Origin of the sequence: Vibrio sp. STUT-A11 (assembly GCF_026000435.1) — a bacterium.
In the GTDB taxonomy this organism is placed as follows: Bacteria; Pseudomonadota; Gammaproteobacteria; order Enterobacterales; family Vibrionaceae; genus Vibrio.
In genome coordinates this window covers 384436-398367 of sequence record NZ_AP026763.1, presented here as the reverse complement: position 1 = coordinate 398367, position 13932 = coordinate 384436, and the positions used below count along the sequence as shown (strand labels likewise).

Annotated in this window: 14 protein-coding genes; all 14 read right to left on the bottom strand. The window is 44.1% G+C overall.

Annotation, left to right across the window (positions count from 1 at the left end):
• Position 1 precedes the first annotated feature (1 nt).
• Entirely contained in the window at positions 2-1471 is a 1470-nt protein-coding gene (rng, locus tag OO774_RS01860; protein ID WP_264904164.1) for a ribonuclease G, read from the bottom strand.
• An 18-nt stretch (positions 1472-1489) separates the two neighbouring features.
• Positions 1490-2059: a Maf family protein gene (locus OO774_RS01855; protein WP_264904163.1), complete on the bottom strand. Its 570-nt coding sequence runs from the start codon at positions 2057-2059 to the stop codon at positions 1490-1492.
• Between the two features lie 4 nt (positions 2060-2063).
• On the bottom strand, positions 2064-2552 hold the full coding sequence (gene mreD / locus OO774_RS01850) for a rod shape-determining protein MreD (RefSeq protein ID WP_014233097.1): 489 nt from the start codon (positions 2550-2552) through the stop codon (positions 2064-2066).
• Complete coding sequence (mreC, locus tag OO774_RS01845) at positions 2542-3441, bottom strand: rod shape-determining protein MreC (protein ID WP_264904162.1); 900 nt, start codon at positions 3439-3441, stop codon at positions 2542-2544. Before mreC ends, mreD begins: the two co-directional genes overlap by 11 nt.
• A gap of 149 nt (positions 3442-3590) precedes the next feature.
• Entirely contained in the window at positions 3591-4634 is a 1044-nt protein-coding gene (locus OO774_RS01840; RefSeq protein WP_014233099.1) for a rod shape-determining protein, read from the bottom strand.
• Between the two features lie 152 nt (positions 4635-4786).
• On the bottom strand, positions 4787-8698 hold the full coding sequence (locus tag OO774_RS01835) for a DUF6701 domain-containing protein (protein WP_264904161.1): 3912 nt from the start codon (positions 8696-8698) through the stop codon (positions 4787-4789).
• 6 nt (positions 8699-8704) lie between these two features.
• The gene (locus OO774_RS01830) at positions 8705-9142 is read right to left on the bottom strand and encodes an MSHA biogenesis protein MshP (RefSeq protein WP_264904160.1); all 438 of its coding nucleotides are present in this window, start codon (positions 9140-9142) and stop codon (positions 8705-8707) included.
• Positions 9132-9863 (bottom strand): prepilin-type N-terminal cleavage/methylation domain-containing protein, encoded by a 732-nt coding sequence (locus tag OO774_RS01825; RefSeq protein WP_264904159.1) that lies wholly within the window; start codon positions 9861-9863, stop codon positions 9132-9134. The genes OO774_RS01830 and OO774_RS01825 overlap by 11 nt, the downstream gene beginning before the upstream one ends.
• Positions 9863-10453, bottom strand: a complete 591-nt coding sequence (locus OO774_RS01820; RefSeq protein ID WP_264904158.1) for a prepilin-type N-terminal cleavage/methylation domain-containing protein — start codon at positions 10451-10453, stop codon at positions 9863-9865. The genes OO774_RS01825 and OO774_RS01820 overlap by 1 nt, the downstream gene beginning before the upstream one ends.
• The gene (locus OO774_RS01815) at positions 10450-10995 is read right to left on the bottom strand and encodes a type II secretion system protein (RefSeq protein ID WP_264904157.1); all 546 of its coding nucleotides are present in this window, start codon (positions 10993-10995) and stop codon (positions 10450-10452) included. The genes OO774_RS01820 and OO774_RS01815 overlap by 4 nt, the downstream gene beginning before the upstream one ends.
• Before the next feature lie 124 nt (positions 10996-11119).
• Positions 11120-11350, bottom strand: coding sequence for an MSHA biogenesis protein MshA (locus tag OO774_RS01810; protein WP_264904156.1), 231 nt, complete (start codon positions 11348-11350; stop codon positions 11120-11122).
• An 89-nt stretch (positions 11351-11439) separates the two neighbouring features.
• Positions 11440-11952, bottom strand: a complete 513-nt coding sequence (locus OO774_RS01805; protein WP_264904155.1) for a type II secretion system protein — start codon at positions 11950-11952, stop codon at positions 11440-11442.
• 288 nt (positions 11953-12240) lie between these two features.
• Positions 12241-12699 carry an MSHA biogenesis protein MshF gene (locus OO774_RS01800; RefSeq protein WP_264904154.1) on the bottom strand — a complete coding sequence of 153 codons (459 nt, stop codon included), beginning with the start codon at positions 12697-12699 and terminating at the stop codon, positions 12241-12243.
• A 3-nt stretch (positions 12700-12702) separates the two neighbouring features.
• Positions 12703-13926 (bottom strand): type II secretion system F family protein, encoded by a 1224-nt coding sequence (locus tag OO774_RS01795; protein WP_264904153.1) that lies wholly within the window; start codon positions 13924-13926, stop codon positions 12703-12705.
• Between the last annotated feature and the right edge of the window lie 6 nt (positions 13927-13932).

Here is a 13932-nt window from a genome sequence, read left to right as displayed (position 1 = left end):
ATTACATCATCACAACGTCAAACTGTTCCTGAATGTACAGGGGCTCAGCCTGAATTCTAACTTGCTTACCAATAAAGACTTCGAGTTCTGCCAGCGCATGTGATTCATCACCGAGCAGCGCTTCTGCAACGAACGGGGACGCATACACAACAAAGTTGTCGGCATCGTACGCTCGATTCACTCGGGTGATTTCGCGCAGAATCTCGAAACATACCGTCTCGACCGTTTTCACGGTACCGCGACCTTCACAAGTAGGACAACCAGAACAAAGAATATGTTCAATACTTTCGCGCGTGCGTTTACGGGTCATCTCAACCAGACCCAGTTGCGTAAAGCCGTTAATGTTGGTTTTTACTCGATCTTTTGATAGCGCAGCTTCAAGTGAGGTAATAACGCGTTGACGATGCACTTCAGAAGCCATGTCGATAAAGTCGATAATGATGATACCGCCAAGATTACGTAAACGCAGCTGACGAGCAATGGCCTGAGTCGCTTCAATATTGGTGTTGAAGATCGTTTCTTCTAAGTTACGACGACCAACAAATGCGCCAGTATTAATGTCGATAGTGGTCATTGCTTCAGTTTGATCAATGATCAGGTAGCCACCAGACTTTAGCTCAACTTTACGTTCCAACGAGCGTTGAATCTCGTTCTCCGTATCATACATATCGAAGATAGGCTTATCGCCTTCATACAGCTCAAGCTTGTCGGTCAGCTCAGGTACATATTCCGAAGTAAACTCTTGAAGGTTGTCATACTCCAAGCGTGAGTCGACCAGAATCTTGTCCAGCTCGGTGCCAACAAAATCACGCAGAATGCGCTGTGCCAGCCCCAGTTCACCATAAAGTGTCGAGCGCGTTTTATATTTAGAACGGCGCTCCATGACTTTAATCCATAAGCGTTTTAGAAAGGCCGCGTCCTGAGAAAGCTCTTTTTCATCCGCACCTTCAGCTGCAGTTCGGATAATGAATCCACCGTGTTCATCACAGTATTGGTTGACGACTTTCTTTAAACGCTCACGTTCGCGTTCACTTTCGATACGTTGTGACACACCTACGTGGCTCGCACCCGGCATGAAAACCAGATAACGGGAAGGAAGGGTAATGTCGGTAGTTAGACGTGCACCTTTGGTACCCAGCGGATCTTTAACCACTTGCACCACGATATCCTGGCCCTGGCGAACCAGCTCTGAGATATCACGAACCTGAAACTGTTGCTTTTCGTTTTCGGCCACACACTCTGTATGCGGTACGATATCAGACGCATGCAAAAACGCCGCTTTATCCAAGCCAATATCGACGAAAGCCGCCTGCATACCCGGAAGTACGCGACTGACTTTGCCTTTGTAAATGTTACCTACGATACCGCGACGAGATTCGCGCTCGATATGAATTTCTTGTAGCACTCCACCTTCAATCATGGCCACACGAGTTTCACTCGGGGTCACGTTTAGCAGCAATTCTGCACTCATGTGCACACCTCAAAATAATTATAAAAATTCTTGAATTAGCTGATCGGTTTCGAACAAAGGTAAGCCTACTACTGCGTGATAACTGCCTTCGATTCGGGTGACAAAACGCCCTCCGAGTCCCTGAATACCATAACTTCCAGCTTTATCGCATGGTTCTCCTGACTGCCAATATTGTTCGATTTCTTCGTGAGTCAAGGGTTTGAACCAGACATCAGTGATAACCACCACTGAATGTTGTTGTTGCGATGAAACGACACTCACTGCGGTCATCACTTGGTGACGACGTCCAGATAAGCGAGTAAGCATACGCTTCGCATCTTCGAAATTTGTGGGTTTCTCCAACACCTGGTCATCACATACCACCACAGTGTCAGAGCCCAATACAACGGAATCAGGCTTAGCCAATGCTAAGCCTGCCTGAGCTTTTTCCAGAGAAAGGCGCAACACATAATCTTGCGCCTGCTCATGAGCCTGTTTGGCTTCCTCAACATCTGGCAATACGATGTCAAAATCGTACCCCAGTTGAGCAAGCAACTCCTTTCTTCTCGGAGAGCCTGAAGCGAGAACGAGTGATAAGCTTTTTTTCACACTGTTACCTGACGTGCCATGCTCGACGCACTCGCCGCATTAATAAAAACATCCATGGCCAAAGTATACAGTTTATTGCCGCCGTCCACAGAGATAATGGATTAAATACTACGTCCTGGTTCAAATATTCCCCACAGAATATCAAAAGTTCCAGTAACACAGTAAAAAAGGCAATTAAAATCGATTGTTGCCACAATGCCATATTACGGATTAATAAGAAATTCAACGCAACCAGATAGATGATGATCGACATCATCATGCCCCGGATGCCCAGAGTCGAACCGACTAAAATGTCCCATATCAGTCCCAGAATTAAAGCACTACCGACATTAACCCGGTTAGGCAGAGCCAACACCCAGTAACAGGTGACTAAAAACAGCCATGACGGACGGAACAGCTCCAGATCGCCCGGCCACGGGATGGTTTGCAAAACCAGCGCAACAAAGAAGCTAACGCCAATAACCATTCGGCTGCGAAATACATTACTCGCCATCAGTTACCTCTAGTTCCACTTGCTCTACCTCTTCATCGACATTAGATTGCAACACTTTGTGCTGACGATCTTCATTTGGCCAAATGAGCAGCAGATAGCGCAGACGCTCAAACTCAACCACGGGTTCCGCTTTAATGGATGCAAACTCCTGACGAGTATCGTGATCCACGATGGTGACATTCGCTACCGGATAACCTTCTGGGTAAATCCCACCTAACCCTGACGTCACCAACAAATCGCCGACCTGAATATCGGTACTGGTTGGAATATGTTCGAGTTGGATTTCATCCATTTCACCATTTCCGGACGCGATTACTCTGATGTCATTACGGATAACCTGAACAGGAATCGCGTTTTTGGCATCAGTCAGCAGTAAGACCCGGGCGTTGTGCGCTGCTACAAAGGTTACCTGACCGACAATGCCTTTTTCGTTAATGACCGGCTGCCCCACGTATACACCGTCGATCTGGCCTTTATCTATCACCACCTGATGGCGATAAGGTGACGTATCGACTGCCATGACTTCCGTCACGACTTTCTTTTCATCACGGACAAAGGATGATCCCAACAGTTTGCGTAAGCGTTGGTTTTCTTCTCTATATTGATCAAGCAAGATCAGCTCGCTTTTCAGACGTAGCACTTCTCGCTTTAAATTACGATTGCCTTCTACGAGCGTCTGACGCGTATTAAAACGCTCAAAGACACCATCGAACATACTGCGAGGTAAATTAGCGGCATACTGAATGGGTGCCACCGCACTGTTCAGTAAATATCGAACGTTAGAGAACGTATCCAGACGACTATCCGCCAGCATTAAGCTCGCCGACATGATGACAGCAAAAAACAGACGTAATTGCAGAGATGGCCCTCTGCCAAAGATCGGATTCATCTTGTTTTTAACCTGATTGCTTCCATAGCTATTGAGCCTTAACTGGCAACCTGAAATCTTGCATTAAATACATTCAGGTATGGAGCATATTTGAATTACAGAGAGAGCAGAAATGAAGGTGAAGCTCGCTTTAAGCTCCACCTAAACTTTTATTCTTCAGAAAATAGATCGCCGCCGTGCATGTCGATCATTTCTAGTGCTTTACCGCCACCACGAGCCACACAAGTCAGTGGATCTTCAGCGATAACCACTGGAATCCCAGTTTCTTCCATTAGTAGACGGTCGAGATCTTTAAGTAGTGCACCACCACCAGTCAGAACCATGCCGTTTTCAGAGATATCTGACGCAAGCTCTGGTGGACACTGTTCTAGTGCAACCATCACTGCCGATACGATACCAGATAGCGGCTCTTGCAGCGCTTCAAGGATTTCATTTGAGTTGAGGCTGAAACTGCGAGGCACACCTTCTGCAAGGTTACGGCCACGAACTTCAATCTCTAGAACTTCATCGCCAGGGTAAGCTGAGCCGATTTCGTGTTTGATCTTCTCTGCTGTTGCTTCACCAATCAAGCTGCCGTAGTTACGACGAACGTAATTGATAACGGCTTCATCAAAGCGGTCACCACCGATACGAACAGAAGACGAGTAAACCACACCGTTAAGCGAGATAACCGCGACTTCAGTTGTACCACCACCGATATCGACCACCATTGAACCAGTCGGCTCAGATACACGCAGGCCTGCACCGATTGCTGCCGCCATTGGCTCATCGATTAGGTAAACTTCACGCGCGCCAGCACCGAGTGCAGACTCACGAATCGCACGGCGCTCAACTTGAGTAGAACCACAAGGTACACACACCAAAACGCGTGGGCTAGGTTTTAGGATGCTGTTGTCATGCACCTGCTTAATGAAGTGTTGCAGCATTTTTTCTGTCACGTAGAAATCAGCAATCACGCCATCTTTCATCGGACGAATAGCAGAAATGTTACCTGGCGTACGACCAAGCATTTGCTTTGCTGCATGACCGACTGCAGCAACGCTTTTTGCAGAACCTACACGATCTTGACGAATAGCAACTACAGAAGGTTCATCAAGGACAATACCTTGCCCCTTTACGTAAATTAGAGTGTTGGCAGTACCTAAATCGATCGATAAATCGTTAGAAAACATGCCACGAAGTTTCTTAAACATACTCTTCGTTCATCCTGCAAAAATATTAAAGACAAAAATTGTCCTAAATGTACCAATGCCTCGCTGTCACAGCAAGGTATTGGTACACAAACATGGGTGGAAAGCACCAATTTCTTGCAGTTTCCTAACTTAAGCGCAAAAACCGTCGTTTGTTACTGGGCCGTTAATCCCGGCTCACCCCGGTAAATCACGCGGTCATTACCACGGTGGATGCCGAAGGTGACGACAGAGGATGGGTTTTCTTCCGAACCATCATTGTCCCAGTCGTATTTGAGCCAAGGTAAATCATTTGCTTCCAAATCTAACCAAACACGAGTTTGCTGACGATACGATTCTGCTTGCGTTGCAGTTACAGAACGAGAAGAACCAGAAGACACTTCACCACCATCTGCCAAATTAACGTCTTTTGGAGCAGCACCTTCACCTGTTGGCCAGATATGCTCCTGATCCCACTTAATACCGTTTATGTCTGTTTGGCTATCATTTGAGTTAACAACAAATCGGCTGCCATTCCAGTATTCAACACGTAGTGGAACATGTAAGGTGTCCCCTTGACGTCCACCTACATCATCAAGGTCAACACGACCAAAACGGATGTCGGGTTGGACAGCTAGTCGACCATCATTACCATCAATTTCAACAGGATCAGCATTTGCGCTAACGTCATCAATAGAAATATCGGTATTAGAACCACTTTCATTCAGATTAAAAGGTCCATCTGGAGCGTAGGTCGCCGTGGCTTTCGTCATCAAGAGTCCGTCACTCGCCAAGTCAGCAAATAAGCCGATACTTTGGCTATCAACGCCTGTCAGCAGGTTGTTTTGCCATTCACCACCATAAGATTTAAGTGAAGAGAATCGCGTCGCATAGCTGCTGGTATCAATCAAATTGAACTCAGCCTGCAGTGATTCATCAAACAATTTGTAGTTACTGACACTGTCATTTTGGGCATTCAACGCTTCGACATAGAACGCTTCAACACCAAACCCCTGCCCCATATAGGTAAAGCTTTGTCCGTCTGGATAAGCCCAACTATTGGTAATATCAATACTCTCGTCGTCATAGACTTGGAAGTATTTGGGATAAAAACGCCCAATAACCTGGCTACCTTCATCAAGCGACATACCTAAGTACGAAGCATTGGTCGTTAAATTCAACGAACCAACTTCATTCCAAACGTATTCTGCTTTCTTACCAGATATGACGTCATCTTCAGTAAAGGTTGAAGAACCAATAAACCCATTATCTTCTGAAAAGTTGGCAAGCTCCCCCCCAGTTGGGTACGCAACATCAAACTTAATGTCCAATGGTGCATTGGTATTGTCACTTGAGAAGTAATTCTGAGTCAGCGGATAATCACAAATATCCGTATCCGTTGAGTCTCTATAAGCAATAGGCTTATAAGTTATGCTAAAGCTCTGTCCGGCAGGAATAAAGCCATCACCCTCACCTTCAGTGCTAGGATTGCTCACATTGTCTTCTTTCGACTTAACATCACAAATAGCAATTTTCCAAGGGCGAGACTTAACGCTGAATGAACCATTCAAAGTCACTGATTCTTGCTCATCTTTATCTTCATCCGGAGCGATTGGACACTCATCTGAGTACTGAGGATCACAAGTAAAATTCGCGTCTTCGAGTTTGATAGTGTAAAAACCCGAATCCATTAGCTTAAACGTATCTGACGACTTACCTTGGTCTGAGCTATCAAATTTCGGTTCATACGTTAGTATCTTATCACTACGTCCATCAGTTGGTGTTTCAATTTCTAAGTTAACACTTGGTGAGCCAGTGTAACTTTTGACTACCGTTTGCTGACCATCACTACAAGCTAATACTCTCGTTTCAATCTGATATTTTTTACCAGCAACAATGGTTTGATCATCCACATCAAACTTAAATGGCACAAACTTGAAAGTTGATGTCTGCGTTTTTGATGAGTCATTGTCCACCGTAACCTTTAACGTATATTCTTCATCAAGATCGATACTACTTTGATCTTTAACGCTCACTTGCAGTTTCAACTTACCAAGTTTCGAAGACACATTGCTTGTCGTAAAGCTAGGATAAGAGCCAGTACCAGTGCTTTCTACAACATCTATAGAAAAATTATCTGCATCAGGGTAAACCTGAACGGTTACACCTGTGCTCTCTGCATTACTATCATTCGTTGTTTGTATCTCAAAGCTTGGCTGCTCAGTACCACACATCAACGCGTACTGGGTTGCTGGCGAGAGTGTTACTTCATAGTTATCTGAGGGCGTAAAACAGTGGTTATCAGTCGCAATAATCTTAGCGCCATTGCTCATCAAAATTTGTTTCGCAGTGATCGCTCCATTAACTGTGCTTGAGTTACTCAGGTAAACATTGGTTTCACTATATAATAGCCCCGTAAACACCGTATTTTGACTAAGTTGCACAATACTATCTGCTGAGTCATGCACTAAGACTATCAGCTCAGCATCATCGACCTCACCAAAAGAGCTACCACCATTGCTCACGTACACTTTTTTCGCATGAATCGTTACTTTTTCCCCAGCCGGGATAACTATCTTGCCCTGGTTGTTGACGTTAATCGTTCCAATCCAGTAGGTTCCTGATTTGAAAGTTGCGGTTCCATGCCCCACAGAGAGTGTGCCGATAACTTCATTGTTGTAAAACTCGCGATCTTCATGCCATAAATTGACAGTTTTGAGATCATCACGATCCGGTGCCCTAAAGCTCTCTAGCTCTTGTTTCTTTACCCTGAGTCCAGAATCTCCAAGGCAAGCAAGGCCATCACAACTTGCTTTATTGTGCATGGTTATCTCACTTTGTCTAAAGCCAACGTAGCGCTTGCTATTGCTTAACTTTGCACCTGAGATAAGTGCTTTGTTACTCATCTCCAATTTAGCATTGTTATTTGTATCCCACGTTTGAGCTGGGGATGGAAACAAGGTACACACATCATCAACGGGAGGTTTATCAAATAAGAAATAGGAAAATGGCTCAACAACATGTCCACGCTCTGCATCTCTATCCATGTCCTCTTCATTGATCAAAGCAACACTGTTTTTAGTCACAGAACAACGTCTTAACCAACCACCATTGTTACCATTGCGAGTTCGCTTAGATGCGAGTAACACTGGTGCAGACTTGAAACCAGATACTTGAAAATCACTAACCTGCAAACACCCCTCAGTGATCGGTTTAATGACGTTGTCGTCCAATGCTCCTAACGTATTTCGTGTAGAACCATCTCCCAGCCAGAATTTGCGACCATTAACAAAACCTTGCCCAAGACCAGCCACAAAAGCTACATCTTCAGATTCATCTAGCACAGCATTCTGCGTAACCTCTGAACGATCTAAAATCAGAGAGAAGCCTTGTTCTGTTGGGCTGTATGCAATCGTGCTCAGCCATAAAGGTTGCCCATTACTGTAGTTATTCTTAGTTTGTAATTGAACTAAGACACCAGGTGGCTGTGAAAAAGCAGTGCTCAAACCAAAGCTACTAAAATTGACTTGTTTACTGATATTATTTGTTCCACCGGACTTATTAGAAAATGTATGCTTAGAGCTCACTTTGCCCGCAACAATCATGGCATCCCCATCAAACTTGATAACACCAGGTTCGATAACGAGGTAGTCTATGTCTTCCATGGGAGCATCAACGAAAGTCACCCTCTCACCTTGATTATTGTTGTCCGTGCATCGCCACTTCCCGTTATTATTTTGCTTCAATCGCTTACAAGCTGCACTATGAGGTGGAAAAAGCTGCTTTATCGTCGCTTTCGTTTTAGACTTTGACCATACTCGTAAGTTTGAAGGATACTCCGTCTTCTTATTCGCGAAACTAGACATTGACGCATCAATCGTCGACATTACAAAGACAAGCGGCTCTTCATCGTAGGTATTCTGAAACTCGATATCACATGTAACACCACGCTCACTATCCAATACCTGACAATTTTCAGCAGGGATGGTGCCAAATTCAAACTGAGGGTTGTTATTTACTGCAGCAAAACTGATTGACGAAAAAAGGAAAAGAGCTACCGCAAGTAACGATGTTATTATTTTGTTCATTGTAATTTACTCCCTCACCCAAACTTCTTGCTGACGCTGTACTTGAGACAGCCCTGAACCACAAATGGCAACACTTTTAACCACATAGAGTTCAACCTCTTCACCAGGCAACTCCCCTGGTAGCTTGCCTGACTTCTGACATTCAATAGCTTTAATTTTGCATGCTTTATCGACCAAGCCACTTTCAATAGTTAAGGTGCCGGCTTTAAGGGCAGTACAAACACTCGACACTGCCTCTGAACCACCCACTGGATAAAACTCTGTTAATACCCACTCGGTACTAGACTGTGCAGCAAACCAAGCCTTTGTACCCAAAAACTCACGAGTTAAGCCACTTTGATTAGACCAAGTCACTTTCATTAGTGATGCTGCCAAATATCCCATTACGATAATGACAAAGAGCGTCACAATTAACACATTGCCTTTTTCCTGATTATGGAACATTGAGCACCTGCACATCTTGTTGATACACACTACGTTCACCGTCTTGTTGGAACACCAGTCTGAGATGCACCTGCCCACCTCGATGCAGTGATGCATCATCGTATATAAAATAACTTTGAGTTTGATCATCGGAATAAACAACATGATCAGCGATGGGAACGCCATTGCGTTGTACTTCTGAGCCAGTAAAACAGTATTTAACTTTAGAAGATAAATCATAAATAAAATGACGATTGGAAACAGAACTGCTGGCTACCTTAACCCCATCAGGGTTGACCGAGCTCACCGTATAAACGTTGTTGTCGACAGAAAGAGTGTCAAGCCTAAGGCTATGCGAAGAAGAACTTAAGTCGCTAAGCCGTGTTGGGTTGATCACTATTTTCATCCCATTATGAATAACTGGCGGCGTATCCCAAAAGCCAACTACAAACTTAATTTCATCTCCACTAAAGGAATAAAAACCAGAGTAAGCAATAGGAATGAACTCGAGACAGTTTTTCTCATTCTCATCGATAAAAAAACTATTCGGCACGGCATGACGAATCTCTCGGGACATTTTCTCAATAACGAATTGCGCCTGAGTTTGTAGCCTTTGCCGCGCAATACTATCTGAGTACCCTTGGGCACCAAGGCGTAAATAAGCAGCGATACCGAGCATAATAATGCTACCTATGACGATGGTGACGATCATCTCTATCAAGGTAAAACCACGTACTTTCATTAGTAGTTCCCTTTGATAGCAGAAAGTTTAAATGATTGCGCTTGCCCCGCATAAATGACCATAGTGACTCGTTTATAATCGGAAATGTCAGTTGAAGCTGAGCCATTTTCCTCAACATAGTTCACATCGACTTCTACCCGAAAGTTTTTATAATCACTCTGCATAGCGTTACCCAGTACATTTTTTAACTGGTAATGCTTACCTGAATACTTTTCGGCACAACGCGACTCAGTGCCATCGGTATACCAACAGCCCATATAATCATCGACATCATTGAAATCACTAGGATTTGTTTCTAAGGAACCGTCTCGTTTTGTATCAGCACCTAATTTATTTACCTCAGTGCAGCTCACTCCATTCTCCCTACACCGAACGGTGCCACCATCAAAATCACTATGCTCATCAAAACCACGCGCTAGAATTTGCGACATAAAGCTTTGGGCTAAAGCTGAGGCGCGGGTTTGATAATGGGGATTGGCAGAATCTCTAACCTGAGGAATAAGAAAAGAGGTGAATGCCACCATCGCAATGCCCATTAAGACGATGGCGATGATCATTTCAATTAAGGTCATGCCGCGAACTTTTTTCATAAGCAAGCTCCATCAGGCGCGTATACATACCCTTGGATATTGATTGCAACACGACAACGGCTTTGACCATTTTGGTCTTCAATTAAGATGTTTACTGCACCGCTTACAGGGTTACCTAACAGGTTAAACTCGATTGGGCTAGTTGCACCATTGATGATTGAAAACTTAGCCGACTTATCGATAACCACATCACTGCGAGCATCTTGTGCATTACCCGTCAATGAACATGCTGCTGTTGAACCAATACAAGAACTAGTTATTGATAAGCAAAAATTGGTATAGCTTGGATCTTCTTCTGATTTATAGCTACTTGGAAAGCATCGTTCTGGGTAAGGCTTATCAGGTATGTCAATATTCGACTGCATTCGATTAACTTGTACCTGACGAATGACTGAGATGACTTGTTCCTGAAGCGCAAATGCAGAAAAGCTGCTCTTGCCGATAAAACGGCTAGCCGCAAAAAGAGAAAGGATGGAGAGAAGAACGATCACCAGGATCAATTCCGTTAATGTAAACCCTAATGTAGAGCTGCGAATTTTCATAACCCGACCTTAGGCTAAAACTTAGGACAAGCGACTTAAGTATACGATGAATTTATGAGTATTATGATAGGTTTATCAGTTTTCAATTCGAATTGCGATCAAGTGTACAAATAATCAGCACGAGTTAGTTATCTTCTTTTGAACGTCCTAGTTCTTGTTCAATTCGATCGTAGGTTTGTTTATTGCTTAGCGTCTCAGAAACGTGCTCAGCGGTTTGCTTAGTTTGTTCCCATTTTGCTTCGTATGTCTCTGGTTCAAAACTGATAAATCTTGGTAATACCACATAACCGATTACACCTAAGACAATTAACACAACCACAAATTCGATTGCACTAAAACCTGATGATTGACGCATATTAGGTATTCCGAGATTTATCAAAATCAAGAGATAAAGGCCAGACTGGCTGGCCTTTATTTAACTATAAGAGTTTATAGGTTAGCTGACTAGTCTGTCTGCTCTGTATTCGTCTCTGAACCTGACTCTGAACCTGACTCTGAAGCAGTACAGTCTGTAACTACAATAGCAGGAGCCTGATCTTCGCCAGCAGAATTAGTGTATTTAACACATTGTTTAGTATATCCAGGAATACCAATAGTGATCGATGTTGCGTCAGTAGTTGCAACTTCAAAATCTGTGCCCGCATCCGCAGCACCTATTCCGTCAACAATATGCTCAAGTGAAGCGAATTCTGCTTTTGGGTAGCCATAAACGGTGTTAACTGTATCATCGCCAATGGTAATAGACGAATCGTCTAATGCTTCTACACCAGCAATTGCCGCCTTACCATAAACAATACCAGCAGCACCTTGTAGAGAACCTTTAAGTCCTTCTAAAGTTGCATTACGAGCATCATCTTGTAGGTTTAAGAAACGTGGTGCCGCAGTTACCGCTAGAATACCTAGGATTACAATTACCACTACTAGTTCGATAAGGGTGAAACCACCTTGTCTTTTCATTGTTTACTCTCTCTATGTAAGCATGCAGTATGACTGCAACAGATAAATTTGGTCACACCATTTGTCATCGAGACAACATGGCGTTGGGCTTAAGGTTCACTAATTTAGATAGCGAAATGGAAACGGAATTGCTACCAAAAAAGAGTGGCAATTGACCGATATATAGTCACAAAATGCAACCAGTTAAATATGCATTGATTTACTCAATATTACAACTAATTACCTATCTTAATCCGAGTATTATATCTATTTTAAATGTCTATTTATAGTACTAAAGTGTCAAAAAAATCACTCCGACAATATATCGACACCCACAGTTAGATGATCCCTGTAAGTCGTCACTATTACCTGGTAATGATCACTATAAATGTATTTGCACCTGTAAACATTGTTTTCTATCGTTCCCGCTATTTCTGACGGTTCGCTGGTCATGATTTTACGCTGCGGATAATGAACCGCTAACCAGTAAACACAATCTAAGTCGCCCTGCTTGTTAAAGGGAGAGACCAGCCCCCATTGTGTCATTGTTAGCTGAAAGCCGTCCACCTCCATCTGTTTTGGTTCGCCTTGGAGTAGCCAGGATTCTCTGTAGCGCTGAACGCTATCGCGCATCCAAACTTCAGCCATTTTGGCCCCCGTCACTCGCGCCTCTTGTGTCACTGACTGAAATTTAATCACTAATCCAACAAAAATAATAGCGATCAGAGCACAGAGTATCAGCGTAGCTCGGTTATGATTTTCAACCACGCATTAGCCGCCTTTGATGATGTCCAGCATCCCCCACATCGGCAGGAATATACCGAGTGCCAGCACCATAACCATGCCAGCCACGATAACCAAGAGTAACGGTTCAATCCGCGCGGTCAGTGTTTTGAGATCGTAATCCACTTCTCTGTCGTAGTAATCAGACACTTCGAGTAACAGCTCATCAATACGACCCGTTTCTTCCCCCACGGCGATCATCTGGATAACCAACGGGGTAAATATCTGACTGTTGATCGCCGTAGCAGAAATCGTACTGCCCGCTTCAATGGCTGACTTCATCGCTAAAATACGGTTTTCTAAGAAGCGGTTACCTAAAGCTTCAGCAGAAAGTGCCAACGACTGGTTGAGCGGCACACCGGACTTCAACATCAGAGCGAAGGTGCGAGAAAAACGTGACAACTGAGCGCGATTGACAATGTCACCAACGATCGGCAATCGCAGACGGAATCGGTCAAACGCCTCCCGACCATCTGCCGTCGCAACCCAAGACTTAAAGATAATAAATCCCCCGATCATCAGAGCGATAAGCAATACCCAATAATTCACAAAGAAGTTAGAGGTCCCAATCAAGATGCGAGTTGGCAATGGTAGATCGACACCAAAACGTGTGAACATTGAAGCGAACTCCGGGATCACTAAGATATTGAGAACAAACATCGCAATGGTAATAAAGATGATAACGAACGTGGGATAACGCATCGCGGCTTTAATTCGCTTGCGTGTTTCCAGCTCCTGCTCATAATAATTGGCCAGTTGCAACAACGCCTGATCCAGTCGACCCGTGTTCTCACCCACGTTAATCATGGAGACAAACAGAGGGCTAAACACTTTACGGTGTTGCTGCATCGCAGAGGACAAACTGCGGCCATTACTCAGCTCGGAAACCACCTCTTCTAGCGCTTGTTTAAGCTGTTTGTTTTCGCAGTTTTGCAGTAATCCCCGCATTGAACGCAGTAACGGCACACCAGCTTTAATCAAACTGAACAGCTGACGGGAGAATAGAATAATCACTTCTAATGGAATAGCCGGAACCAGTAGCTGAGACAAGCTAAACTGGTTTTTCATTCCTTCTTTCTCTAAACGTAAATTTAAAGGGATCACCCCTTTGTTCATCAACGCTTCGGCAGCGGATTCAGAGTTAACCGCTTCGATTCTGCCACTGGTTGACGAACCGTCTAGAGTACGACCTTGATAACGAAAAGTTGGCATTCACTT

Excerpts from the sequence above, each read along its gene's own strand:
- rng (WP_264904164.1), bottom strand. The coding sequence starts at position 1,471 with ATGAGTGCAGAATTGCTGCTAAACGTGACCCCGAGTGAAACTCGTGTG.
- mreD (WP_014233097.1), bottom strand. The coding sequence starts at position 2,552 with ATGGCGAGTAATGTATTTCGCAGCCGAATGGTTATTGGCGTTAGCTTC.
- mreC (WP_264904162.1), bottom strand. The coding sequence starts at position 3,441 with ATGAATCCGATCTTTGGCAGAGGGCCATCTCTGCAATTACGTCTGTTT.
- OO774_RS01840 (WP_014233099.1), bottom strand. The coding sequence starts at position 4,634 with ATGTTTAAGAAACTTCGTGGCATGTTTTCTAACGATTTATCGATCGAT.
- OO774_RS01835 (WP_264904161.1), bottom strand. The coding sequence starts at position 8,698 with ATGAACAAAATAATAACATCGTTACTTGCGGTAGCTCTTTTCCTTTTT.
- OO774_RS01830 (WP_264904160.1), bottom strand. The coding sequence starts at position 9,142 with ATGTTCCATAATCAGGAAAAAGGCAATGTGTTAATTGTGACGCTCTTT.
- OO774_RS01825 (WP_264904159.1), bottom strand. The coding sequence starts at position 9,863 with ATGAAAGTACGTGGTTTTACCTTGATAGAGATGATCGTCACCATCGTC.
- OO774_RS01820 (WP_264904158.1), bottom strand. The coding sequence starts at position 10,453 with ATGAAAAAAGTTCGCGGCATGACCTTAATTGAAATGATCATCGCCATC.
- OO774_RS01815 (WP_264904157.1), bottom strand. The coding sequence starts at position 10,995 with ATGAAAATTCGCAGCTCTACATTAGGGTTTACATTAACGGAATTGATC.
- OO774_RS01810 (WP_264904156.1), bottom strand. The coding sequence starts at position 11,350 with ATGCGTCAATCATCAGGTTTTAGTGCAATCGAATTTGTGGTTGTGTTA.
- OO774_RS01805 (WP_264904155.1), bottom strand. The coding sequence starts at position 11,952 with ATGAAAAGACAAGGTGGTTTCACCCTTATCGAACTAGTAGTGGTAATT.
- OO774_RS01795 (WP_264904153.1), bottom strand. The coding sequence starts at position 13,926 with ATGCCAACTTTTCGTTATCAAGGTCGTACTCTAGACGGTTCGTCAACC.